The following is a 23,177-nucleotide window of genomic DNA, read 5'->3' on the forward strand; positions in this document are numbered from 1 at the left end:
ATTTTTCTAACTTAATTTTACAATTCGCGTAATATTAATTTGATAATAGATTATTTTTTAAAATATTTACTAATATATTTAAATTTGAAGACGGATTATAAATTCCACCATTTGTTTTTAATATTTCCCATGACTCATCAAATTCATCACTATTTTTTTTTGAATCTAGTAAATCAATAAAATTCTCTAATTTATGATAGTCTATGTAATCGTCAATACAATCTCTTTTGTCGCAGGGATCAATTAATGGATCATTCTTTAATAAATGTTCTAAAAATAAGGATACATAAAACAATTTATAAGGTATTATGACTTCATTACCCATATCTATTGATTCTGTAGTAGATAATATATCTTGATTATGTTTCTTTGTGCTCCAAGTCGCTATGATAGATTCCTTACTTTTTTGATCAGGTACATTTATATTTGGTGATCCGTAAGGAGAGTATTGATATGATTTATCATAGTATTCTTTTTGAGAACTAATTATAAATTGTTCTTCAGAAAAATAACTTCCATCAATATCACATATTTGAAAAATTTGCACAAAGTCAGTTTTCTTTAGCTTAGATTTCTGGAGTGCATAATTAAAGGAGTTCTTTACCAACTGTATCGGATCATCTACTTTTTTAGTGAGGATGTCTCCATCAGTAACTTTAATATCTAAGTTAAAATTATTTTCTGATACTAAATCATTAAAATACTCACCATAAAACATATAGTCTGAGTCTCCTTCCACAATAAAAAGTATATATTTCTTTTCAGTCATTATTCCCCCCCTTTAAACTGAGAGATATCGTTAGAACCGACCCTTTTCGCTTCTCTAAAAGCTTTTTTTATTTCAAAACTATTTGTAGGTCTATATAGAGAATCATCCCCTTCAAAGACTTGGATATTTCTTAAATAAACATCTCTCAAATTATTTGAAGGCTTTATATCAGTTTTCTTAATATATCTATTTTTAGAATTAACTGTGGTAAAAATAATATTTTCCTTATTTAAAATCTCCAATGGTCTTAAATTATGAGAAGTAAAAATAATTTGTCCTTTAGCCCCTCTAGAAAATACTTCTAATAGCTCACCTAATAAAAATTCATAAATTCCGCTATCAAGTTCATCTACTACTATTATTGCTTTAGGCGAACTGTATGCATTAATTAACGCGCTTAGAATAGAGATTATTTTCTTTATACCATCAGATTCACTTCTAAAGGGTATGACTCTACCTTCTCTCTCAGAAACAACCTCTACTATATGTAATTCTTCTCCTTTATCATTTAATTGTTTTGAGAGTTCTTCTATTTTGATATTTAAATTAGGGATAATCTTAGGAATTACAACATTTATTTGTTCTAATACATGTTTCGCAACATTCAATTCTTGTGAAGATAGTTTTGCCGAACTTGCTGTTGGCAACGGAAAAACTCCAAAGGATTCACTATTATCAGATGATTTATAGTAGAAGAATAGAGGTATTGGTATATTCATGTTTGTATTTATTAAACCGCTTATACGATTCGAATATACAAAAATATTATCTTTAAAACGATCGTTAATTAAATTATAAATAGCTTTCAAACCTTCATCCATATTATTACTTTCATTTATGAATTCTGCTATTTGGTTACTAAAAATGATTGACTTGCTTTGTTCTTTACTATTATCAATGGCCGTTTTAAATTTATTTTTATTAATTTTAGTATTTGGAAAACGATACCTAGGGAAGAAAAGTTCTGTTTCCTTCTCGTAAGATATTATAGTCACTTTTTTAGATTGAATATTTTTTTTAGTATTTTTAGTTTCGAGGCTTTCAGATAAAATTTCTATAAAGGTTTTTGAAGATTGCATACCCAAATCTCCCTTTATTAATTCTATTTTTTTAACTAATTTAACTGTATATGTAATGACAAATTCTCTATTTATAGTAAAGATAATTTTTGCCTCGGCAATATTATCCTTCTCAAGCATATCAAATAAATTATCGTCAAGACTATCAGAGTTAATAAACTTTGATATAATATCTATTACTTCAATAATTGTTGTTTTACCAGAACCATTTTGTCCGTAGATACCTATAATGTTTAAAGGGATTTCTTTGCATTCAAAGTTTACGTCACCTTTTTTTACATTTTTGAAGTTTGCTATACTTATTGAGTTTATTTTTAATTCTTTTAATTCCATATTTTCTCCTAATTGTAATATGCAACTATTCGTATTATACAATTTTTTAAGGTATTCTTCAATATATAAAGATATTATTCGTAAAAAATACCAATATCCATTGTAAATTTCAAAATATCTTTGAATTAATTAGATTTAATATTTATAAATTTTGATTATTACAAATAGTTCAAAATATAAATTATGTAACCGTACGTCTCCCCAAAAATTATCCCATGAGAAATCAGCTGAATGCCATTAAATAGCATATATAGGTTGTTATGCCCCTACTGCTCATCATATATCTGTAAGAAATAATAAGCGCCATTTTTGGCCAACTTCCTGATATAGCCCTCTGATACGCCTTGTTCTCTCGCTATCGTTGTGTAATAGACATGGTGGATATAGTGACGGACAATAATGTTACACTCACGCTGTCGTGTCTGTTTGAGTTCTTGCAACGTATTAGTCACGCGCTCTAAGTCTTTACTCGTTATCTTAACGTGCTTATTATGGCCGAACGTGTGATAATGCCACACTCTATAAAATATCTCCTCAAACCGCCTATACTCTTTATCTGTTATTTTTGTTTTACTCATAATGCACCTACTTTTTTTAAGGTGCACCTTTTCTGTTGTGGGTGCACCCACTAAATAATATAAAATCCACGTTCAAAGATATAGCATTCTAATCAATCATAAGGGCTAAATACCTAGTAAATAAACGGGTCAATACAATCAATCTTAATCTCTGTTAGTCTTTTCCTTGCCAAATCATCTCACCACCTCACAATCTGTGTTTGTTTTGTAAATGTTATCGTACCTACGCACCTTACTATACTTAAAATAAATTCAGGTTTTCGTCCAAATTTTAAGGTGCAAATTATGTTTTGTTTTGTAATTTTAGTGCACCTATGGTCCTTTTCTATAGGGAGAATTAAGTTAAGTTTTGTCAGGTTTTCGTACCCCTTTTTAGGGACGGTAGAGATAGTATTATCGCACCCTTTTTAGGGTGTCACTTATGTAACCTTTCGTACCCCTATAAAAGCAAAAGAGTGAAAGCCTAGTCATTAAAGACTAAGCCTTTTTTACTATTCACCTAACTCAATACCAATCATCTCAGCGATACGTTGCAAGCCGTTCATGTTCATGTCTGCTAAGTCTTGCTGTCTAATGACTGTACCGTCTGTGTATGTTGGTACATGGTTAGGGTCGCTAGTAAACATGCTGTCATTGAGTGCGTATAGTTCTTCTAGTTCGTCAGCCACTGTCACAACGCTGTTGGGTTCGTCTTGTTCAACTTCATCAGAAATAAAGCGACTGCTTTCTTCCTCGTCAAGCTTTCGCAAATCTTCATAATTTTCAAGTGTGATGTCGCCCTGTTGATAATGTTCAAACATATCAAGGTCAACACCTAAACTATCGCATAGTTCGCCAAGCGACTTATTAAAATATTCATAACGTTCTTCCGCTGTCAAATGCGGATATAGATTACTGAATAATTTTGCGATAACATTCAAAGCACCAGCCAGTTTTAAATGTGTTTCAGTTTCTACGTTCATTGTTTCTTTTTTTGTGTTAGTCATTTTTAAATCTCCATTTTTCTTTTTTATGCTAAGTTTTGCTATGCCATATAAGTTAAATGCTTATAAAGTCTGATAACACGCGTTATCACTCGTTTTCTAACTCCTTATTGTATTGAATTTTGTTCCCTTGTTCCCTTAATGTTCCCTTAATTTTTGAGTACGGGAACAAATTTGTTTATTGGTATATATAGTTTTATAGCTATTCTGTTCCCTTGTTCCCTTTCTTTTTTATATACTGAAATAATTTTACCTATATATCTAAATATTACTAATTTCTGTGTGCTGTAGAATTTCTCAGAGAGTTGGGCGGTTTTTTCAGGAACAAAGGAACAAAAACGCTAGAACTCTTTTATAACAAGGGATTGAGGGTGTTCCAGTTCTCTTTTTTACGGGAACGCAAAGGGAACAAAACACGATTACGGGAACAGAATTATTTTTTTCTTTTCCTTTTGTAGCCTTTAACTGGTTGTTTATGTTTTTCGTCATCCCAATAAAACAAGGCTCTAAACTTAGGCATTTCCTCGGCACGGTGTAAATCTATAGCCCTGTTAAAACCTGCATTATTTGACCTCTGTCGAGTCTTTTCCCACTCCTCTTTGATATGGTCGGGCAGTTTTAACTCAAACTCACGCTTACTAAACGGCTTTACTCCCTCAACTTCACACCATGCTTGATAGTATGCTGTTATAAAGGTAGTGGGTAGAAAGTCACTGACAAATTCTTGAAAGTCGGTAGAAACGAACGATAAAACTGTATCATTCGTTATTTTGAACTCTTCTAACAGCTCTTGGGTGGCTTTTGGTTCTGTAAAGCGCTCAAAGTTTAATGACAAGGCTTTTTTTAGGACGTACTCCAATACCTCGGGACGCTTGATATAATCGTCCTTGATTTTCCAGTTATCTGTCTCGGTTGTATAAGACTTGTTAAATGGTACTATAAGCATACGTCTATAAGTACCGTTTGACTTGTTCCTAAACTTAGGTAAGAAGTTGGTAGACTGTATGACCATCTTATTAAACACTGCTAGTGTTGGCTGTTTCCCTTTAGCTTCAACTGGTACTGGATCGCCTGTCACAACACTAAAGTAATTACCAGCGTTATCTAGGTAGCTTACTTGGCTATCATCTCCAATAATACAAGTTTTACCCACTACTTGAGATAGCGCAAACCTTTCTGAGAATTGTTCTACTTTGACACTAGCCACGTTCTCACGACCGATTAAGTTCATGATCAGGCTTTGAAATGTTCCTTTACCGTCATTACCTTTACCAACTAACCACGCGCCTTTACGATATGAGTAATTACCATTGGTACTTGCTGATATAATTTGCCATAGTAATTGTACCAGTTCTTTATCTCCACTCATTAAATCAAGTAGCCAATCATCAACATGCCACCCCTTAATATTAGGTACCTTAGCCTGTGCATTGTATTTAGTTGCAATAGTTGATGTAAAAATATATTTAGGGTTAAATGGCTCTAATTTCTGAGTTTTCTTGTTAAAGATACCGTTTTTAACTGGTATTAAGTGTGGCTCAGTTGTCTGTTGCTTAATACTAGATAAGGTCTCTAGCTTAAATAAGACTTCTTTTGACCTGGCTAAATTATAAGTAGGCTCTAGCCAATAGATTAGACGGTGAAAAAAGGGTTCATTTGTTTCATATATACCTAGCTCAGGGTTATATATACCAAGTAGGCCGTTTTGATTGTCCAGTTTGATTACTTTTAGCACACTATAGATGATCTTAGCCGTTTCAAGTGGTGGTAAATTCTTAGGTTTTGAACCGTCCTCCCTTGCCCCACTCATATAAACTTCTCGATACTCCCCAAATAAAGCACGTACACCTTTTAAAGTCTGCGTCTGCTCTTTTATATAATCGGGATCTGTTATTAATTCCCTTTCTTGGTCAGCCCAATCTGCTAGAGCTTGTTTAAATTCGTCTGTATGAACAGTCTTTGCCCCATCTTCCAAGTAATCGGTAAAATCATCTAGCTTGGGTTTCTTGCCCCTAATTGGCTCTTGTGGTGTTTGTGAAACCAATTCTCTTAAATCTTCTGATGTCATGTTGTCCTTTCTAGTTCATCTTAAATACGCTTTTCCATATTGTAGAGAGCTCACTATCATCTAGTGGTGGACTTGTTCGATTATTGAATAGTTGCAATAAGTCCATACATGTATTTGGTTCTATACCAATCTTGCGCCAATAATGTAATACTTTATTAGTGTCATTGTTTCGGTTACCCTCCGTTGCACCACTATTGAATAGCTCCCATATCTCTGCACCGTAAGTGCGACTAATTCCGCCAGATCTTGAAAAAGATGACGAATAAGACGCGCGTGATGTCGGTGCCTGATGTAACAGGTTAAGCAACCACTCTGGACAATCTCGAACATCATCAAGTGTTAATATTTGATTGCTAATTTTATCAGTGAAAGGCATGTAATCGCCGTCAGTTCGACTGCTTGGATATATAGGAACAAAGTGTGTTTTAATCTCTACACCATCTACCAGCTCATTTACAATTGGTTTATCAAAGGTTTCTATAGGGATTTTAAAAAAGATATGAACGCCTGCGCCTGTTGGTGTTTTTTCAACATAGGTGTTTAATGCTTCGCCTTGTGCATGATCGCTCCATATCTTGTCAAAAGCTTTGACACCATTCTGTCCGCTTTGGTGTTGGTCCAGGTCGATACAAATTAGCCCACTATTTTTAAGGTTAATCATAATATTACGATTGGGTATTGAGTTAAACCACTGTTCTATTAACCCACGATCAAGTGTTCCGCTCGCTGTTCCTTTAATAATAGCTCGCTCGCTTTTACCAGGAGGGTAACCTGCTACAACATGGATATTACGATCAATACAAAATAAAGCTTGTTCTTTTGGTGTCATCGACTTACTCCTTAATTAGCTGGTCTATCCAGTCAAGTTCAGCTAAGGTATACCCATTGACAGCATTATTAATTGTAATACCTGATCGTTGCTTTTTGATTATACCTGCTCTGCGCTCCTCCTCGTTTAAAGGGATAAAATAGCCTAGATTATCTACTGAACCAATGGCACACCGTTTCTTTTGTAGATATTCTATCCTACTTTGTAAGGTCCGTAAGTCAATATTAAGAGACTTGGCCAACACTTTACCATGTACTGCTCTATCTATCCCTCTATGATTAGAGAGGGCCTTTACAATATTCTGATCTAATATCTGTAAATTTTTAAGTTTCATTTCTCATACCTCAATTACCTTGCCTGGTAAATTTTTATTTATAAATTTTAATTGTTTTTACTCATTGATACTCATGTTTCCCAAGTATCTTAATAACTAGCTCAAGTTCTGCTAAACAAACCAACTCTTTTATGTAATCATTGAACGTTTCATATCTTTCTGGATATGATAGTAATTTGCTTATTTTTGGATCTAATTTCTTAGCATTCCCCCAGTAGGCGTAAAGGATAATCGCACCATTTCTAAATATAGTGATTTCCTCGATAGGTGTATTTGTCATTAAATCACTATATTCTTGGTCAAGTTGTGTTTCAACCATTTTCTGAGCATGCCACAAGCTCTTAGTATATATTAACTTTTCGTTACCCATACAATGCTTTACAGATCGTTCTCTAGCTATCATATCCATAACGTCAGCAAATGCCTCAGCTCGTTCTTTCTCTACTTTTTGGTCTATCTTAGCTTTTCTATATTTATCCATTTAGCTCCTATCTAGTTATCCAGTACAACAAATTGGCATATATCATCAATCAAGTAATAGATTAATGATGTCTTATACCTAGGCTTATATCTCTTTAGACCATGTTTTTCAAAGTTAAATAGAGTACTATCTGATATATCCAACTCGTCCATTACCTGCTGTTTAGATATGTAAGGTAGCACGCGCGTGCTAGCCTTTAACTTATCTTGTGTGGCTTCGTATTCATTCACGCGCCTGATAATATTCTCAGCAAGTAAACGACTAGTAAGCGTGGTTAATGGGTCAAATTGATCTATCATTTTGCCCTCCTCTACTAATCTTATATTTGGATATTTTTTTGTGACGATTGATGAACGCTATTCTATCCACTTTGTGAAATATTGCTATTGGTTCTAATGACAGAACGTTAACTATACAAACTTTTTTAATGCGTTTAAATTTATATTTTGTTGTCATGCACTTACCTCGCTCTCTAGTTGAAAGATAGTGTTATATAAAGCTAAATTAGGCAAATTTAAACGATTTTCAATTTCTAAAAGCTCGGCTACGTTAATACGCTTTGACAAGGGCATAGCATTAAATAAATCACTATCCAATAATTCAGAAATACACTTATCATTAAATTCTGACTGCTTGCCGATATAAATATAATCGGGGCTTATTCTATACAATTTTGAAAGCGTGGCAATATCACACCATTCAGCTTGTCCGCTGTCGCTCTCTATTAAAATCAATGTGTCAACACTTATTTTAGTTTGTTCTGACAATCGCTCTATGGTTAGACCGCTATTTTTACGTAAGTCTTTAAGTGTATATCTTGAATTCATTTGCCTACCTCGCTTTTTTTAAGGTGTTTCAAAATACTTGATAAACTGCATTCATTCGTCGTACTTTCATCTAAAATGCAATCAAGTAAGGTCTGCATGTCGTCAAAGTTTCCCGAATAAGCCACTAGCTCTTGGCTATCCTCTAACTCTGTAACCATTTCATAGATTATCATTGATAATTTTTTTATAATGATATTTTTTCTATCTATTTTTGATAGTTCAAGCTCTATATCTGTAATCTTCTTACTCATGCCACACCTCCGCTCATAAACTTTGCGTACTCTTTAATATCTACAAAGCGGTGCAAAATATCGTATTTATCCCACACCATCCAGATATGAGTAGCTGGGTTGAATTGTACCTGTGCGCCAGCTTGTACACCGTGTGTTGGGTAATGCACATCAATTGTATTGTTCATTTGTGTAATGCTCCTATTTCTGATAGAATAAGAGTAAAGCAAAGCCCTGAAAGGCTCTGTTTACCTAGTTTAAAAGTCGTTAGTTGGGGAACTGGTCGGCTTTTTTTGTTGTTAAAAATTGCTTAATCTCATGAAATGCTATGCCTATATCTAACAGTAAAATTACGCTGTCGGTATAGGTTTTTAATATTTCTTTTTGTTCTGCCGTTAAAATCACGCGCTCATTCTTAAAGCTCTTTAAACTCTTATAAGCGCCCTCTGTTGTGAGTTGTACCAATAAATCAAGAATGATTTTGTAATAGTAAGGTTTAAACTGTTTACTGCTTGATATTGCCCTGTCTAAGCGTTTCATAACCTAATAGCTTTCAGCAATAGCCGAGACAACCGCATTGTAAACTTTGTTCTTAACGTTCAATGGCTCTTTATCCTTGGTTAGTGTCTTGGCTGTGCTTTCGCTCACACCTAAATACTTAGCAAGGTCTTTTTTTGTCATGAGTTCGTCAGCTTGCAATCTTCGCAAAGCTTTCTTCATTTCTGGGGTTAGTAGTGGCATTTTTGTTCTCCTTTTACTTTTTTTGTTGTTAATAGTTGACTATTTTCACTATATAATGTAAAATGTAAGCATAGTTAAAACGACAACAAACAAATTATATAAACACTCTGGGGAGCTTTTAATATCTTGTCGGTCGTTTTAAATAAATAACTCTTAACTAAAAACTATTTTATATTTTAAAGTGTATAATGTCAACTATTTTCACTATAAAATATAAATATTTTTTAGTCATGCTTTGAAAGGCTTAATATGACAACATTTGAACGCATAAAATTTCTAGCTGATAGACAAGGTAAGTCGCTTCAAAAAGTTTCGGAGGACTTGGGGTTAAGTCAAAATTATGTATATAATATGAGAAACGCAAAAACTTCAAACGCTGACAAACTCGCACTAATTGCTGACTATTTCCATGTATCAGTTGACTACTTGCTTGGTCGGGAAGATGTTAAACCCGTTACCGAACCTGTTGATTTGGCGGAAATTGCAAATGCTGATGATGATTATATTTTTGATAGTGTACTGAGTGCTGGTGGTCGTCCTCTTACTGATAAAGATAAGGCTATGATTAAGTTAGTTTTTGCTGACCGATGGGATGAGTTAATAGAAAAGGCTAAGGATAACAAGAAAGGCAAAGCATGAGGGCTATACATGGATATTGACGACTTAACCGATTTTATTATCCAGAAGATTGATAAGCTCGGTATCGATTACCGCCCTTATAATTACGATAATCAAATCGCATGGGTAGACTGCTTTTTAAAAATAGGTGGATACAATCCAGATACTGCTACACCATTCAATCACGCGCACGAGTACATCCATGCTTATTATAATGACGATACAAGAATGTGCGAGTATGACAAGCATAGTCCTATGGAAAAGAGGGCAAATAAGGAAAGCATTATCCTATTGTGGGATTTATTCACTGCAAGCGGTGGCAATGATAATGATGTGACTTTATTCTGTGACTTAACAGGCTGTCCATATAATGATACGTTTAGCGTTTTGAAAAAGACAAATCATTGTGATAACTTTGATAGTTTAGTAGACTGTGCGCGTGATTATGTAACCTATTTTGATGTTATTGTGCCTAATACCATAAACGTTTATAACTTCTTAGACTGTTACGGTCTGCCATATACAGATTATCAAAAAGCGCGTGACACTCTTAACCAAGTATGTGGGTTTGAGTTGGCTGTTTAAATTCTCTATATAGGTTTTAATATCAGCATTTCTAAGCATTACCATGTTAAAAGTATGAACATGTCGGGTTATATAAGTTTAATCAGGAAAATAAAAAAGGCCAATAAAAACAAGCCTTTGTGTACTGCGTGGGTTTAATTAAGAAAATAAAAAAGCGCATAGGCGCGTGAAAGGAAAATAACATGGAAAGTGATTTAATATTCTATAATAATGATTCTGAAAATATCCACATTGAAGCCATATTTGAAGATGAAAATATTTGGTTAACTCAAGCACAAATAGCTGAGCTTTACCAAACTACCAAACAGAATATCAGTTTACACATAAAAAATATTTTTGAGGAGGATGAGTTAGAAGAAAATTCAACTGTAAAGAAATACTTGACAGTTCGAGAAGAGGGTAACCGTGCAGTTAAACGAGAAATTACGTCATACAATCTTGATCTCATTTTATCAGTTGGGTATCGTGTAAAATCAAAAACAGCTACTCAATTTCGTATTTGGGCTACTGAGCTTATCAAAGAATACTTAAAAAAAGGGTTTGTCATGAATGATGACAGACTTAAAAATTTAGGTGGCGGTAACTACTGGAAAGAGCTCCTTACAAGGATACGTGATATTAGGTCAAGCGAAAAAGTGATGTATAGACAAGTGTTAGACTTGTATGCTACTGCTATTGACTATGATTCCAAAGCTGATGCTAGTGTTTTATTCTTTAAAATTGTTCAAAATAAACTACATTTTGGGGCTCATGGTCATACAGCTTCAGAAGTTATCTATTATCGGGTAGACAGTGACAAACCATTTGCTGGTCTAACAAGTTTTAAAGGTAAACAACCTACTCAAGCTGAAGCAATGATTGCTAAGAATTATTTAACAGAACAGGAACTTAGGGTATTGAATAATTTGGTTTCTGCTTATTTTGATTTGGCTGAGTTGAATGCTATCGAAGAAAAAGAAATGCGAATGACTGATTATTTGACTGAACTCGACAATATCTTAAAGTCAACCGGTCGTAACGTTCTTGAGGGAGCTGGTAAAGTTACTACAAAATCAGCTCAAGAAAAAGCTAAACTAGAATTGAAAAGATATAAAGCCAAAACACTAGACCCTGTAGAGGAAGATTATTTAGAACTTATCAATAGACTTGAAAAACAAGCTAAAAAAGAAAGTCGCAAAAAATAGTTTATTTTTAAGTCAGAACTTACCAGCTTTGTTATCGTTTGTACCACTTTTTAAGTGATCGCTATCAATTAGCCCAAGAAGAAAAAGGAGGGTTGGATATACTGTTACCATGTTACCCTTGCGTTACTCTACTTTTTTAGAACGGTAACACGCTAGACCATTGATATATATAGCTTTATAATACTTTGTTACCTTGTTACCTTAAATAATACTAAGTTAGATATAATTTTACCTATACTTCTAACAGATAGACTGATTAACTTCTGTTCGCATATTCATTTCTCATACCTCAATTACCTTGCCTGGCAATAGAACTGGAGAGAACATGAATATAAAGAAAGTCATAAAAAAAGACGGCACTATTGTGTACCGTACTAATATATATCTTGGTATTGATAGTTTAACGGGTAAGCAAGCTAGAAAAGTTGTCACTGCTAAATCTGAAAAGATGTGCAATATAAAAGCTAACCAAGCTATCAATGAGTTTGAAAAACAGGGTAATACCGTTAGAAAGGTTAGCATAGATAACTTTGAGGATATGGCTATGATGTGGTTTGAAAATTATAAGCTAAGTGTAAAACCTAGAACAGTGCAAATTATGCAAACAAGGCTAAATAATTATGTGTTACCAGCTTTAGGGGCTTATAGAATTGATAAAGTCAACTCTATTTTACTTCAGCAAATAGTTAATCAGTGGGCTTTAAACGCTAGTCAACCTCTAAATGGTGCATATCATAGACCAAGAGGAAAAGGGAAAGACTTTAAAATATACTTTAATATCGTTGAACGTATATTCAAGCATGCGCTATCTCTTGGGCTGGTAAAGGACAATCCTTGTCTTAATGTAATTGTACCAAAAGTACGGCTTGAAAGCACTGAGAAGAAGATAAAGCACCTCACTGTGGACCAACTAAGAGTATTCTTTGTCTATGCTGAATCATTACCAAAAGAAAGATATACAACTGAATTGATGTTGGCCCTCTGTAGATTACTTGTCGCTTCAGGTTTACGTATTGGAGAAGCAGTGTCCTTGTCTTGGTCTGATATAGACTTGGAAACTGGTGCTGTTTCTGTTAGCAAGACAACACATAGGGCCATCATACAGTCAACACCTAAGACTAATAAGAGTAATAGAGTAGTGTTGATCGATAGCAAAGCAATAGCAGTTTTAAAACACTGGAGGATATTTCAAGCTAGACACTTCCTTAGCATAGGTAAAGGTAAGCATGATTTAGTATTTCCTGGTATAACTGGTAAAGTACTCGATTACCAAATCATACGGCCAGTCTTATTAAAATGGTTTAAAGCCTGTAACTTACCACAAGTTGGCTTTCATGGCTTTAGGCACTCACACGCTAGCCTACTGCTTAATGCTGGTGTTCCCTATAAAGAGATACAAGAACGTTTAGGTCATGCTAGTATAAAGATGACTATGGACATATACAGCCACCTTGAAACTGACAATCAAATAAGGGCAGTAGAACGCTTTGAATCAATCGCAAATTTCTAACAAAAAAAATACTAGTCGTAATAAATCTCGTAATAAATTCAGGATTTCGAAAAAAAGAAAACCTGTAGAGATAGATATACCAACACTCACAGAGTTTCTATGTATTACGTATACGGCATTCAATCAGTGTTTTTTTTTTTGTGTTTTTTGGGTGTGATGTCTTCGTTAGCTATCGACTTACAACCTCAATTTTGCTTCGCTTTAGCTGCCTCGACCTCACGCCCAAAAAATCGCAAAAAACTTTTCCATTATTTTGTGTGATGTCTTTGTTAGATTTCAGCTCACAACCTTGAGTTTGTAAGTCTTTTATGCTATGAATTCTTGATAAAAAGTCTTCGAAAAACTGTGTTTGACTTGTATGAGTTTATTCTTGCATTTTCAGGTGTATTTGGGGTATAATGAACTGGTGAGAAATGCTTTTTCTCTTAAAGATTGCCTTCTTAGCTCAGTTGGTAGAGCAGTGGACTCTTAATCCATGGGTCGCAGGTTCAAGCCCTGCAGGGGGCATAGGAAAAAATCCTTATACAGTATGGTATAGGGATTTTCTTTTGTTTAAATTAATTTAGTGATGTATAAACAGTTTTAAAGTGATGTTTTTTTGGGACTATCTAACAATTTAGTATAATATTGTTTTTTATTTTGTAAAAAATCAATATGTTGCTGTATTTTTTTTAATTCAACCTGTAAAGTCGTTTCTTGCTCTGCTAAAATATTTATTCTATCTAAGATAGTGCTATCGCCTTTCTCTCTCAATCTAGAGTAGTCAACAATTTTTGATAAAGTCATACCAGTTGCTTTTGCTCGGTTAATAAACTCAATCCAACGTAAATCATCATCTGTAAAAATTCGATAGTTAGTGCTATTTCTATTAGGTTTTAAAAGCCCCAGTTCTTCATAGTAGCGTAAAGTTGGAATAGACAGTTCTGTAAGTTTAGAAATTTCTGATATTTTGTAAGTTTTCATGATAAGGGAACTTTCCGTAATTTAGTATAAATAGCTCTTGATATCAAGTACACTTGATAGTTTATACTGATTATATCATATAAAAGGAGGCAGTATTTTGAATAAATACGAGAATGGATTAAGAATTCGTGAAGCAGTAATTGGTAAAGAGGCAAGTCAAATGGTAACAGATAGTCTAGCTGATATAGCACCTATCTTAAATCAAAAGACTTTATTAGCTTTTGATGAAGCAGAAGAACGACCAATATTGACTATGCAACAAAGAGAGATGATTACGATTACAAGTTTATTAACACAAGGCGATACCTTAAATCAGATTAGGATTCATATTCAGGGAGCTTTAAATGTAGGTCTTAGCCAAGATGAAATTGTTGAAACATTTATTCATTGCTTACCATATGTTGGTTTTCCGAGAGTGTTAAATGCTATCTCTGTGGCAAAAGACGTATTTAACAAAAATATGGTATGAATCTATCTGTTCCATATCATAAAAATAAGCATGGATTCGAACAGTCCTTATAAATTTAAACCTAGCTATAATCAGGTTTAAAGCATTTATACTGATATATAAACCTATAACTATTCATGCAGGGGCATAATCAAAAAGGCTTTGTATCGCTGATACAGAGCCTTTTTTTATTTTTTTGCCAAATTTTTGCCAAAACTACCCATAATTTTCTTGATTTCATCATTGCCAGCGTTCGATTTCTATCTTAGAATGTGTCCGTAAGTCTCTTTGATTTGGGTACTGTTTTTATGTTCGACTTGTTTAACAATAACTTCAATGTCTATATCTTGGGTGAGTAAAGCACTAATATAGGTATGGTGGTTGAGATGACCATACGTCGAATAAACAGGCTATTTATCCGATTTTATTAGGTTTTCGATAGTCTTTACTTCTGTTAGTAAGTGAATGAGTTAAGATAACTGTGAGGTTATTTTTTTACTTTTATTAAAAATATATTTAAAAAAATTTAATAAAATGTTATAATAAAGTCAACAAATATGACAAGAGATAATGTTATGTTTTTTGCATTTCATATAGATAGGAGTAGTATGTGATAAAAAAATTGATTGATGAAAAAATTAACTTCGATGTAGGTGCTTTTTTTAAAGAGATAAGGCGTACTCGGGGTTACACACAAAAAGATGCTGGTGGTGATTATATTTCTAAATCTCAGTTATCACGATTTGAAAATGGTGAGACAATCTTGACGGTTGAAAAACTTTATTACGCCATTACACAAATATCTATGACACCAAATGAATTTTTCAATGCGTTTAATGATTATAAACTTGATAGGATGCAAGAGCTTTATCGCACACTAGACAATATTCAACTCTCATTAAAAGATGGGATTGAAAAATCGAAAACTTTAATTATTAAAAAGCCCAAAGATAAATTTGAACGTTTATCAAATGTTATGATAAAAAGTGTCTTGCAAGATATCACAGGTAAAAAGTATGTATCAGAAGAAGAATATCTGTTAGTGGGAGACTATCTTAGTGCAATTGACTATTGGTCGGAATTTGAGATGAAGTTACTATATTACACTTGTTTGATTTTAGACGAGGGAGATATTCGTTGGTTTTGGGAAATGATAACTGATAGGGCGCATCATTTTAACAAAGGAAATAATCAGAGATTATTCTTAGCAACATTGCTAAATAGTTATGAAACAACAGTCTTAGATCGTCAAAATATGGAGAATGCAGCTTTATTTAGGGAAGATCTTGAAAAATTCATTGTAAAAAAAGAACCAACGATGTTGATTATTTTTACTATCGTGACTTATTTTCACGATTATTTGCTCGAAAAGACATCAAAAAATCATCAGAAGATAGAAGAATATTTGACTGCTGCTGAGGTGGTTGGTGCCAAAGATATGGCAGATTATTACCGCAATCGTTTAGTTGCATTAGAGAGAAAGTAAAATCCAGAATGCGAATAAATTTCTGAGTAGTTTGTTGAATGTTCTGACTTTCATTGTGAAACCTCCGTAAGTTTATAGATTAATTTTATCTTTAAAAAGTGCAAATTTAAAAAAGTTGTATATCTGCGTACTGAATTTTAGTTAAGCAGGTGTATGATATTTTCATATGTTGTACACTTTCTATTTATTATAGTACGTAAAAAAGAGCATAATTTTTGTCATGCTCTCCCATTATTTTCTAGGGTAGTGATATGAAATCATTATTTTTATTAACGTGTTCCAACGTAGTAGATTACACCAGCGATAATGAGTTTTCCAACAAAAATTCCTCCAGCCAAAAGCATAATACTTTCTCCTTTCCTTGTGTAATTAGCTTGTAAATTGTTCGAACTAATTTACGAATATATTTTATCATGGAAAAAAGACACTGTAATAAAGTTGCATATATGCGGATAAGTAAGCATATATGCAACTTTGTTAAATGGTTGTTTTTTTACGTTAAAATATACATCTGATAGGGGAATTAGAATGAAATTCCGTTAAAAAATGATTTTCAAATCAGCATACCCATTCACGAAATATGTATAGATAAAATTTTATAAAGAAAATCGAGGTTTTAAAATTAGTAAAATGATTGAATTGAAACACATAACTAAAACATTCAATGGTAAAAAAGCGCTATCTGATATTAGTTTTTCCGTATCTGAGGGAGAAATATTTGGTTTTCTTGGACCGTCAGGTTCAGGAAAAACAACGACCATTAACATTTTAACTGGGCAGTTGGTTCAGGATAGTGGGCGGGCCTTTATTTTAGGTAAAAATTCAAAGGATATTTCTGCTGCTGATCTTTTAAATATTGGGTTCATGAGTGATACCGTTGGCTTTTATGAAAAAATGTCACTCTATAAAAATCTAGAATTTTTTGCTAAATTTCATCATGTTTCAACTGAGATGCTTGACGATTTGCTAAGAGCATTAGATTTATTCCAGGATAAAGACAAGAAAGCTGAGAATTTATCAACAGGTATGAAACAAAGATTATTCTTAATTCGTGCCATTTTACATACGCCGAAAATTTTATTTTTAGATGAGCCGACTTCTGGATTAGACCCGACGTTATCAAAAAAAGTTCATGATATTTTATTTGCCTTAAAAGAAAAGGGAGTTACGATATTTTTAACAACACACGATATGAATGAAGCAACTAAACTATGTGATAATATTGCATTGTTATATCAGGGCAACATTATTGAATATGGTGCGCCACTATCTATCATTGACAAATATAGTGACGAAAATAAAGTTGTGATTAGATTTCAAAATGGTAAAGAAATAACCGTTTCTAAAGAGGAAGTCGGTAATTATCTCGGACAATATGTTGTTAGTATACATACCATGGAATCATCTTTAGAATCTATTTTTGTACAATTAACAGGAAAGGAATTTAAAAATGAATAGAACAAACAGATTAAAAAGTGTATTTTGGTTAAGGAGGCAATACTTAAAGAGTAATCATGCTTTACTATATATGTGTGTTGGGACGCCTATTGGAGATTTTGCCCTCCTGTCCCTTATCCCTAAATTTCATGGCAATATATTTTTTTTAAGCACTGCTTTAAACTTTGTGTATAGTATGACAGCGGGGGCTTTCGTTTCAATGATGATAGGAGAAGAGAAGGAAAAGAAAAATTTACGGACATTGATACTAAGTGGTGTGAAAATGTATGAATATATCTTATCTATCGTCATTTTTCCTTTTTTATTTTCTGTTTCGGCATTTGCTTATTTCCCCTCATTTTTTGGTGTAGCGATACCAAGTTGGCCAATTTATCTTATCATTGCCATTTCAACCTCTCTCATTTTTATTCTCATCAACTTATCTATTGGTTTATTTGCTAAAAGCCAAATGCACGCATCCTTATTTAGTTTTGGCGCTGTGATGGTAGCGAATGTTTTACCTATTTTAGCAGATCTTTCAAATACCAAACTAGTCAAATATATCGTGGATTGGTCGTTTATTGGTGCTAATACAGAGTATTTTATCAAATTAGAACAATTCAGAATAACAGATAATAGTATACTAGCTATGTTGTTATGGATTGTGGGTTTATTGATTTTAACTAAGTTTGCTTTTGCATGGAATAGAAAAGAGCATGTTTGATTGAGAGTCATTGAATAAGTTGAGGTAATCTGACATGTCTGAAAAAGTCATCACGTGTTTTTATTGACAGAATATTGCGAAGATGATAAAAAAGGGGTATAATTGAATAAAAATGTGAAGGGCATGTCGCAGTGTTGTGCTTTTTTTCATATGAAAATGGGGTAAGTTAATGGACGTGTCTAATCTTTTTAATTCGAATTTGGATAAAATCAAAATTTCGGCGATTCGTCGTTTTGACCAGGAGGTGTCAAAGATTCCTGGTATGTTGAAATTAACGTTGGGTGAACCAGATTTTAATACGCCTGAGCATGTTGAAGCAGCAGCTGTGGCTGCTGTTCGCGCGCATGAGAGTCATTATACTGGGATGTCAGGCTTGCTTGCTTTACGTGAGGCGGCGAGTCAGTTTGTTGCTGAAAAATATGATTTACAGTTCGATCCAGAATCAGAAATTTTGGTGACGGTTGGTGCGACGGAGGCGATTTCTGCTAGTCTCATGTCTATCTTAGTAGCAGGTGATAAGGTGTTGACGCCTGCGCCTTTGTATCCTGGTTATGAGCCTTTGATTCAGCTTGCGGGTGCGGAGATGGTTGAGATTGATACGACGACTAATGGCTTTGTCTTGACACCAGAGATGCTAGAGGCAGCTCTAATCGCTAATCCTGAAACGAAGGCTGTGATTTTGAACTACCCGTCAAATCCAACGGGTGTGACTTATAATCGTTCGGAAATTAAGGCTTTAGCTGAGGTGATTAAGAGGTATCCTGTTTTTGTCATTTCGGACGAAATCTATTCTGAGTTGAATTATACGGATGAAAAACACGTGTCAATTGCTGAATTTGCACGTGAGCAGACGATTGTGCTAAATGGTCTGTCTAAATCTCATGCCATGACGGGATATCGGATTGGTTTCATTTTCGCGGATGCGATTTTGACCAGCCAGATCATTAAAACGCATCAGTATTTTGTGACGGCAGCAACGACGGTTTCACAGTTTGCGGCGATTGAGGCTTTGACCAATGGTAAAGATGATGCAGCAGCGATGAAAAAAGAGTATGTGGTTAGGCGAGATTATATCATCTCACAGATGACACCGCTTGGCTTTGAGATTGCGAAACCAGATGGGGCATTTTATATTTTTGCTAAAATTCCTGCAGATTTAGAACAAAATTCTTTTGATTTCTTGATTGATTTTGCTAATGAAAAGCAAGTGGCTTTTATTCCCGGGTCAGCTTTTGGCAAATATGGTGAAGGCTACATTCGTTTGAGTTATGCAGCGAGTATGACGGTGATTACAGAAGCCATGGCACGCTTGACGGCATACGTGACTGAAAAGCGTGAGTTATAATCTACTCATCTTTTATCAAATGAACCTGTGCTTGCTTAATTTCCAGCAAACATTGAAATTCCCCAATTTTGGGGAATTTTTTTATTGGGTCTGAGTTTTTAGAGATGCCCAATTTTTTGTTATAATGAGGTGGAGAGGTTCTAAGGGATATGAAAAACGTTGAAACGCGCGGTTTAGTGCTGTTTAGTCGGCATTACCGTGAGCAAGATAAATTAGTTAAGATTTTTACGGAGCGTTTTGGCAAGCGGATGTTTTTTGTGAAAAATGCTGGGAAGTCGAGGTTTGCGAGTAGTCTTCAGAATTTTACGCAACTTGAGTTGCTGGGGACGATTAATGATGATGGTTTGAGTTTTATTTCTGATATTAGCGAGGCTAGGCCTTATCAGTTTATCAATGCAGATATTTTTGCTCAGGCTTATGCGAGTTATCTGGTTGGTTTGGCGGATGTCGCTCTTCCGGATAATCATTATGATGCGCCGCTTTATGGTTTTTTGATGAAGTCGCTTGATTTGATTGAAGAAAAGATTGATATGCTGGTGGTGACTTATATTTTTGAGTTGCAGGTTATGTCGCGTTTTGGTGCGCAGTTAGATTTTGGGCAGTGTGTTTTTTGTCATCGTAAGGACTTGCCAATGGATTTTTCTTATAAATTTAATGGTTGTCTCTGTCGAAATCATTTTGATGCGGATATGAGGCGTTCACATTTGGACCCTAATGTGATTTTTTTGTGTCATTCTTTTATGGCAATGGACTTAGACAAGCTACCGAGTATTAATCTGTCTGATGACATGAAAAAGAAAATTCGAGTCTTTATTGATGCACTTTATGACCATTATATTGGTGTCCAGATTAAGGCTAAGAAATTTATTGATGGTTTGGATGGCTGGGCTGATATTATGAAATAACAATAAAAAATAAGCTTATCATAGCTTATTTTTTTGTATTATAGCGTTTTTTGATCTCAACTGCGAGGGCTGGATAGTCAGTCATAAAGCCTGCTAAATGATGATTAAAGGCAAAGTACATGTCAACATCATTATTTAAGGTCCAAGGTCGCAAGGGTTTGGTGAGTTGTTTTAAGTGATTTGAATTTTTTTGTAGCCAATCCAACCGAGGGTGTAGGTGGGTGATATAATCCGTCTGCAAACCTAGCTTAATTTTCTGTTCTAAGGTTGACATGAGGAGGCATAAATCTACACCTGGCTCAAGCTCAGACAGATGTTGGAGCGATTCGAGGTTAAAGGAGCAGTAGATATGAGAAAAAGGATAGTGACGTGAGGTGAGTAAGTCACTGGTCATTTTTTCAATGCCGATATACTGAAATTTATCCGTCTTGATTTCGACATTAAGCACGCCTGTGAACTGCATCTGAATCAGTAAGTCTAGTACTTCAGATAATAAAGGAATTTTTTCAGTTACATAGTCTTTATCAAACCAAGCCCCCGCAGAATAGTTGCGGATTTCTGAAAATGTTAGGTTACGAACGAGTCCAGTACCATTTGTGGTACGGTCAATGGATTCATCATGAATGACAACGAGTTGATCATCCTTGGTTAAATGGACATCAAGCTCAATACCATCAGCGCCTACCCTGATGGCTTCAGCAAAAGCTGCTAGGGTATTTTCAGGTCGATTGGACTTGCTGCCACGGTGGGCAAAAATCTGCGTTTCGACAGGATCCTGATGGCGCAGATGATAGACGCTGGCTTGAAATCTAGCCCGTCGTGACTTAAAGTAATCACGGTTTCTGTGAAAGCATTTTTTAATTCCCGTAAACATCTGCCCACTCCTTTTCAATTGCGGTGACAAATTCTCGCATGATGTGATCACGCGCCCTTGCGAGTTGCTTAGCTTTTTCAGTATACAGGCTTTCAGAAATCTGGAAGAGTTTTTCATAAAAATGATTGATTGTTGTGCCTTCAGCGGCATGATAGGCTGCTTTAGTGGTAAAAGTCTGTGGTAACTTATCAGGATTGTAAAGCTCACGCTTGCGATCAAAGCCATATTGCAAGGTTCGGACAATCCCGAAAGCACCAATGGCATCTAAGCGATCGGCATCTTGGACGATTTGACCATTGATGTCAAGTGCTTGCGCACTACCATCAAGATTAGATGAGAAGGAAAGATTATCTATAATCTCAAACACTTGGTCAATGTAAGGTAAGTCAAGCGTTGTGAGAAAATCAACGACCTCTTGCTTGGCTACGATAACATCCTCAAATAATTTGTCATCATAGGTATCATGGAGAAGGGCAGCCGTTAAAACTAAGTCACGATTAGCTTGCGGATAGTCAGCTAAAATGTGTTCAGCCAATTTATAGACACGAAAGATGTGATCGAAATCGTGACCATCTGTCAAGTGCGCGTGTCTATTTTTGGCAAATGCCATGATTTTTTCCATTATTTGAAATAATTAATCCCCATAGCGGATTTGACTTCATCCAAAGTCTGAACTGCGACAGCCTGTGCTTTCTCAGAGCCTTTTTTGAGCATCTCATAGACTTGCCCCATGTCTTGGGCGTATTCTAAGCGACGGGCGCGAATCGGTGCAAATTCACGGTCTAAGACTTCGAGTAGGTAGCGTTTGGTTTTCACATCACCGAGCCCGCCGGCTTGATACTGCGCTTTCATCTCAGCAATGGTTGCTGCATCTTCGGGTGTGCCAAAAACATCGAGATAGTGGAAGACCATATTCCCTTCGATTTTACCTGGATCTTCGACGCGGACGTGGTCAGGATCAGTATACATACTCATGACTTTTTTCTGGACAGTATCGGCATCGTCAGAAATGAAAATACCGTTGTTGAGGGATTTAGACATCTTGGCATTGCCATCAAGACCTGGTAAGCGACCAGCGCTTTCATTTTCAGGGTAGAGGCCTTCTGGTTCAACAAGGACATCTGTTTGGTAGGCGTGATTAAAGCTACGGACAATCTCGCGTGTTTGCTCGATCATTGGTTTTTGGTCATTTCCAACAGGGACGAGGTTGGCTTTAAAAGCTGTGATATCCGCTGCTTGAGAAACGGGATAAACGAGGAAGCCAGCTGGGATAGACTCGCCAAATCCTTTTTGGGCGATCTCTGTTTTAACGGTCGGGTTGCGTTCGAGACGCGCTAATGACACGAGGTTCATGAAGTACATTGACAGCTCGGCGAGCTCAGGAATTTGTGACTGAATGAAAATTGTTGACTGCGCTGGATCAAGGCCAACAGCTAGGTAATCAAGCGCGACTTCACCTACAGACTGAATGATTTTTTCAGGTTCTTTGGCATGGTCAGTCAGAGCTTGTTGGTCAGCTAGAAAGACAAAGAGTTGGTACTTGTCTTCGTTTTGCAAGAGTACGCGATTTTTTAATGAGCCAACGTAGTGGCCGATGTGAAGTTTTCCTGTTGGACGATCTCCGGTTAAGATAATAGGTTTCATATAAATAAATTCTCCTTGTAGGTTCGTAATCGATTACCATATAGTTGAAGAGATGAAAATCTGATAAACAAAAAAATCCTCGACAAAATCATTTGTCAAGGACGTTAACACGCGGTGCCACCTTAAATTATGGAAAAAAATTTCCATCTCTTAGCTCCCTCAAACAAGGGATTGTGCGGTATCGAGCACGGCCGTGATGTTT

The 23,177-nt window shown here is 35.1% G+C and carries 28 protein-coding genes and 1 tRNA gene; 11 read left to right on the forward strand and 18 right to left on the reverse strand.

Annotated elements, in window-relative coordinates:
* Positions 1 to 34: 34 nt before the first annotated feature.
* From RR45_RS08975 to RR45_RS09035, 14 genes are all read right to left on the reverse strand, one after another.
* Positions 35 to 769 (reverse strand): hypothetical protein, encoded by a 735-nt coding sequence (locus RR45_RS08975; RefSeq protein ID WP_031366819.1) that lies wholly within the window; start codon positions 767 to 769, stop codon positions 35 to 37.
* Positions 769 to 2,181 carry an AAA family ATPase gene (locus tag RR45_RS08980; RefSeq protein ID WP_031366820.1) on the reverse strand — a complete coding sequence of 471 codons (1,413 nt, stop codon included), beginning with the start codon at positions 2,179 to 2,181 and terminating at the stop codon, positions 769 to 771. Before RR45_RS08980 ends, RR45_RS08975 begins: the two co-directional genes overlap by 1 nt.
* A 266-nt stretch (positions 2,182 to 2,447) precedes the next feature.
* Positions 2,448 to 2,759, reverse strand: coding sequence for a hypothetical protein (locus RR45_RS08985; RefSeq protein ID WP_031366821.1), 312 nt, complete (start codon positions 2,757 to 2,759; stop codon positions 2,448 to 2,450).
* A gap of 491 nt (positions 2,760 to 3,250) precedes the next feature.
* A complete protein-coding gene (locus RR45_RS08990; protein WP_072353660.1) occupies positions 3,251 to 3,745 on the reverse strand; it encodes a hypothetical protein in 495 nt (164 codons plus the stop codon).
* Between the two features lie 430 nt (positions 3,746 to 4,175).
* On the reverse strand, positions 4,176 to 5,810 hold the full coding sequence (locus RR45_RS08995) for a DNA primase family protein (RefSeq protein ID WP_031366823.1): 1,635 nt from the start codon (positions 5,808 to 5,810) through the stop codon (positions 4,176 to 4,178).
* Positions 5,811 to 5,820: 10 nt separating this feature from the next.
* Entirely contained in the window at positions 5,821 to 6,639 is an 819-nt protein-coding gene (locus RR45_RS09000) for a bifunctional DNA primase/polymerase (protein ID WP_031366824.1), read from the reverse strand.
* A 4-nt stretch (positions 6,640 to 6,643) separates the two neighbouring features.
* The gene (locus tag RR45_RS09005) at positions 6,644 to 6,973 is read right to left on the reverse strand and encodes a hypothetical protein (RefSeq protein ID WP_031366825.1); all 330 of its coding nucleotides are present in this window, start codon (positions 6,971 to 6,973) and stop codon (positions 6,644 to 6,646) included.
* Between the two features lie 61 nt (positions 6,974 to 7,034).
* Positions 7,035 to 7,454, reverse strand: coding sequence for a hypothetical protein (locus RR45_RS09010; protein WP_031366826.1), 420 nt, complete (start codon positions 7,452 to 7,454; stop codon positions 7,035 to 7,037).
* A gap of 11 nt (positions 7,455 to 7,465) precedes the next feature.
* Positions 7,466 to 7,753 (reverse strand): hypothetical protein, encoded by a 288-nt coding sequence (locus tag RR45_RS09015; RefSeq protein ID WP_031366827.1) that lies wholly within the window; start codon positions 7,751 to 7,753, stop codon positions 7,466 to 7,468.
* A gap of 153 nt (positions 7,754 to 7,906) precedes the next feature.
* Positions 7,907 to 8,281, reverse strand: a complete 375-nt coding sequence (locus RR45_RS09020; protein ID WP_031366828.1) for a helix-turn-helix domain-containing protein — start codon at positions 8,279 to 8,281, stop codon at positions 7,907 to 7,909.
* The gene (locus RR45_RS09025) at positions 8,278 to 8,532 is read right to left on the reverse strand and encodes a hypothetical protein (protein ID WP_031366829.1); all 255 of its coding nucleotides are present in this window, start codon (positions 8,530 to 8,532) and stop codon (positions 8,278 to 8,280) included. The genes RR45_RS09020 and RR45_RS09025 overlap by 4 nt, the downstream gene beginning before the upstream one ends.
* Complete coding sequence (locus RR45_RS11280) at positions 8,529 to 8,699, reverse strand: hypothetical protein (RefSeq protein WP_167362606.1); 171 nt, start codon at positions 8,697 to 8,699, stop codon at positions 8,529 to 8,531. Before RR45_RS11280 ends, RR45_RS09025 begins: the two co-directional genes overlap by 4 nt.
* A 79-nt stretch (positions 8,700 to 8,778) precedes the next feature.
* A complete protein-coding gene (locus RR45_RS09030) occupies positions 8,779 to 9,051 on the reverse strand; it encodes a hypothetical protein (RefSeq protein ID WP_031366830.1) in 273 nt (90 codons plus the stop codon).
* 3 nt (positions 9,052 to 9,054) lie between these two features.
* Positions 9,055 to 9,252, reverse strand: a complete 198-nt coding sequence (locus tag RR45_RS09035) for a helix-turn-helix domain-containing protein (protein WP_031366831.1) — start codon at positions 9,250 to 9,252, stop codon at positions 9,055 to 9,057.
* Between the two features lie 249 nt (positions 9,253 to 9,501).
* Here RR45_RS09035 and RR45_RS09040 point away from each other — a divergent pair, with 249 nt between their 5' ends.
* The 5 genes from RR45_RS09040 to RR45_RS09060 all read left to right on the forward strand — a co-directional run bounded on the left by RR45_RS09040 (position 9,502) and on the right by RR45_RS09060 (position 13,656).
* Positions 9,502 to 9,891, forward strand: coding sequence for a helix-turn-helix domain-containing protein (locus RR45_RS09040; RefSeq protein ID WP_031366832.1), 390 nt, complete (start codon positions 9,502 to 9,504; stop codon positions 9,889 to 9,891).
* Positions 9,892 to 9,900: 9 nt separating this feature from the next.
* On the forward strand, positions 9,901 to 10,455 hold the full coding sequence (locus tag RR45_RS09045; protein WP_031366833.1) for a hypothetical protein: 555 nt from the start codon (positions 9,901 to 9,903) through the stop codon (positions 10,453 to 10,455).
* Positions 10,456 to 10,637: 182 nt separating this feature from the next.
* Entirely contained in the window at positions 10,638 to 11,639 is a 1,002-nt protein-coding gene (locus RR45_RS09050; protein WP_031366834.1) for a virulence RhuM family protein, read from the forward strand.
* Between the two features lie 325 nt (positions 11,640 to 11,964).
* A complete protein-coding gene (locus tag RR45_RS09055) occupies positions 11,965 to 13,149 on the forward strand; it encodes a tyrosine-type recombinase/integrase (RefSeq protein WP_031366835.1) in 1,185 nt (394 codons plus the stop codon).
* 434 nt (positions 13,150 to 13,583) lie between these two features.
* A tRNA-Lys gene (locus tag RR45_RS09060) sits at positions 13,584 to 13,656 on the forward strand.
* Positions 13,657 to 13,731: 75 nt separating this feature from the next.
* Here the strand turns inward: RR45_RS09060 and RR45_RS09065 are convergent.
* Positions 13,732 to 14,115 carry a MerR family transcriptional regulator gene (locus tag RR45_RS09065; protein WP_031366836.1) on the reverse strand — a complete coding sequence of 128 codons (384 nt, stop codon included), beginning with the start codon at positions 14,113 to 14,115 and terminating at the stop codon, positions 13,732 to 13,734.
* 94 nt (positions 14,116 to 14,209) lie between these two features.
* Between RR45_RS09065 and RR45_RS09070 the strand changes: the two genes are divergently transcribed.
* The 6 genes from RR45_RS09070 (at position 14,210) to recO (ending at position 20,457) form a co-directional block, all read left to right on the forward strand.
* Positions 14,210 to 14,581, forward strand: a complete 372-nt coding sequence (locus RR45_RS09070) for a carboxymuconolactone decarboxylase family protein (protein ID WP_031366837.1) — start codon at positions 14,210 to 14,212, stop codon at positions 14,579 to 14,581.
* 589 nt (positions 14,582 to 15,170) lie between these two features.
* The gene (locus tag RR45_RS09075) at positions 15,171 to 16,046 is read left to right on the forward strand and encodes a helix-turn-helix domain-containing protein (protein ID WP_031366838.1); all 876 of its coding nucleotides are present in this window, start codon (positions 15,171 to 15,173) and stop codon (positions 16,044 to 16,046) included.
* A 630-nt stretch (positions 16,047 to 16,676) separates the two neighbouring features.
* Positions 16,677 to 17,504, forward strand: a complete 828-nt coding sequence (locus RR45_RS09080; RefSeq protein ID WP_031366839.1) for an ABC transporter ATP-binding protein — start codon at positions 16,677 to 16,679, stop codon at positions 17,502 to 17,504.
* Positions 17,497 to 18,207, forward strand: a complete 711-nt coding sequence (locus RR45_RS09085) for a hypothetical protein (protein ID WP_031366840.1) — start codon at positions 17,497 to 17,499, stop codon at positions 18,205 to 18,207. Before RR45_RS09080 ends, RR45_RS09085 begins: the two co-directional genes overlap by 8 nt.
* 169 nt (positions 18,208 to 18,376) lie before the next feature.
* Positions 18,377 to 19,552, forward strand: a complete 1,176-nt coding sequence (locus RR45_RS09090; protein ID WP_031366841.1) for a pyridoxal phosphate-dependent aminotransferase — start codon at positions 18,377 to 18,379, stop codon at positions 19,550 to 19,552.
* A 149-nt stretch (positions 19,553 to 19,701) separates the two neighbouring features.
* Positions 19,702 to 20,457: a DNA repair protein RecO gene (gene recO / locus RR45_RS09095; RefSeq protein ID WP_031366842.1), complete on the forward strand. Its 756-nt coding sequence runs from the start codon at positions 19,702 to 19,704 to the stop codon at positions 20,455 to 20,457.
* Positions 20,458 to 20,482: 25 nt separating this feature from the next.
* Here the strand turns inward: recO and RR45_RS09100 are convergent, their stop codons facing one another.
* Genes RR45_RS09100 through trpS form a run of 3 tightly spaced genes read right to left on the reverse strand, consistent with a single transcriptional unit; the run spans position 20,483 to position 22,975 of the window.
* Positions 20,483 to 21,331 carry a glycerophosphodiester phosphodiesterase gene (locus RR45_RS09100; protein WP_084463496.1) on the reverse strand — a complete coding sequence of 283 codons (849 nt, stop codon included), beginning with the start codon at positions 21,329 to 21,331 and terminating at the stop codon, positions 20,483 to 20,485.
* Positions 21,315 to 21,953 carry an HD domain-containing protein gene (locus tag RR45_RS09105; protein ID WP_031366844.1) on the reverse strand — a complete coding sequence of 213 codons (639 nt, stop codon included), beginning with the start codon at positions 21,951 to 21,953 and terminating at the stop codon, positions 21,315 to 21,317. The genes RR45_RS09100 and RR45_RS09105 overlap by 17 nt, the downstream gene beginning before the upstream one ends.
* On the reverse strand, positions 21,953 to 22,975 hold the full coding sequence (gene trpS, locus RR45_RS09110) for a tryptophan--tRNA ligase (RefSeq protein ID WP_031366845.1): 1,023 nt from the start codon (positions 22,973 to 22,975) through the stop codon (positions 21,953 to 21,955). The genes RR45_RS09105 and trpS overlap by 1 nt, the downstream gene beginning before the upstream one ends.
* Between the last annotated feature and the right edge of the window lie 202 nt (positions 22,976 to 23,177).

This window comes from Pseudolactococcus chungangensis CAU 28 = DSM 22330 (genome assembly GCF_002441885.1).
Taxonomy (GTDB): Bacteria; Bacillota; Bacilli; order Lactobacillales; family Streptococcaceae; genus Pseudolactococcus; species Pseudolactococcus chungangensis.

Coding starts and splice junctions, on each gene's coding strand:
- RR45_RS08985 (WP_031366821.1), bottom strand. CDS start 2,759: ATGAGTAAAACAAAAATAACAGATAAAGAGTATAGGCGGTTTGAGGAG.
- RR45_RS09085 (WP_031366840.1), top strand. CDS start 17,497: ATGAATAGAACAAACAGATTAAAAAGTGTATTTTGGTTAAGGAGGCAA.
- RR45_RS08990 (WP_072353660.1), bottom strand. CDS start 3,745: ATGACTAACACAAAAAAAGAAACAATGAACGTAGAAACTGAAACACAT.
- RR45_RS09015 (WP_031366827.1), bottom strand. CDS start 7,753: ATGATAGATCAATTTGACCCATTAACCACGCTTACTAGTCGTTTACTT.
- RR45_RS09045 (WP_031366833.1), top strand. CDS start 9,901: ATGGATATTGACGACTTAACCGATTTTATTATCCAGAAGATTGATAAG.
- RR45_RS09000 (WP_031366824.1), bottom strand. CDS start 6,639: ATGACACCAAAAGAACAAGCTTTATTTTGTATTGATCGTAATATCCAT.
- RR45_RS08995 (WP_031366823.1), bottom strand. CDS start 5,810: ATGACATCAGAAGATTTAAGAGAATTGGTTTCACAAACACCACAAGAG.
- RR45_RS09035 (WP_031366831.1), bottom strand. CDS start 9,252: ATGCCACTACTAACCCCAGAAATGAAGAAAGCTTTGCGAAGATTGCAA.
- RR45_RS09020 (WP_031366828.1), bottom strand. CDS start 8,281: ATGAATTCAAGATATACACTTAAAGACTTACGTAAAAATAGCGGTCTA.
- RR45_RS09090 (WP_031366841.1), top strand. CDS start 18,377: ATGGACGTGTCTAATCTTTTTAATTCGAATTTGGATAAAATCAAAATT.
- RR45_RS09055 (WP_031366835.1), top strand. CDS start 11,965: ATGAATATAAAGAAAGTCATAAAAAAAGACGGCACTATTGTGTACCGT.
- recO (WP_031366842.1), top strand. CDS start 19,702: ATGAAAAACGTTGAAACGCGCGGTTTAGTGCTGTTTAGTCGGCATTAC.
- RR45_RS09050 (WP_031366834.1), top strand. CDS start 10,638: ATGGAAAGTGATTTAATATTCTATAATAATGATTCTGAAAATATCCAC.
- RR45_RS11280 (WP_167362606.1), bottom strand. CDS start 8,699: ATGAACAATACAATTGATGTGCATTACCCAACACACGGTGTACAAGCT.
- RR45_RS09040 (WP_031366832.1), top strand. CDS start 9,502: ATGACAACATTTGAACGCATAAAATTTCTAGCTGATAGACAAGGTAAG.
- RR45_RS08980 (WP_031366820.1), bottom strand. CDS start 2,181: ATGGAATTAAAAGAATTAAAAATAAACTCAATAAGTATAGCAAACTTC.
- RR45_RS09080 (WP_031366839.1), top strand. CDS start 16,677: ATGATTGAATTGAAACACATAACTAAAACATTCAATGGTAAAAAAGCG.
- RR45_RS09030 (WP_031366830.1), bottom strand. CDS start 9,051: ATGAAACGCTTAGACAGGGCAATATCAAGCAGTAAACAGTTTAAACCT.
- RR45_RS09100 (WP_084463496.1), bottom strand. CDS start 21,331: ATGTTTACGGGAATTAAAAAATGCTTTCACAGAAACCGTGATTACTTT.
- RR45_RS09025 (WP_031366829.1), bottom strand. CDS start 8,532: ATGAGTAAGAAGATTACAGATATAGAGCTTGAACTATCAAAAATAGAT.
- RR45_RS09010 (WP_031366826.1), bottom strand. CDS start 7,454: ATGGATAAATATAGAAAAGCTAAGATAGACCAAAAAGTAGAGAAAGAA.
- RR45_RS08975 (WP_031366819.1), bottom strand. CDS start 769: ATGACTGAAAAGAAATATATACTTTTTATTGTGGAAGGAGACTCAGAC.
- RR45_RS09105 (WP_031366844.1), bottom strand. CDS start 21,953: ATGGAAAAAATCATGGCATTTGCCAAAAATAGACACGCGCACTTGACA.
- RR45_RS09005 (WP_031366825.1), bottom strand. CDS start 6,973: ATGAAACTTAAAAATTTACAGATATTAGATCAGAATATTGTAAAGGCC.
- trpS (WP_031366845.1), bottom strand. CDS start 22,975: ATGAAACCTATTATCTTAACCGGAGATCGTCCAACAGGAAAACTTCAC.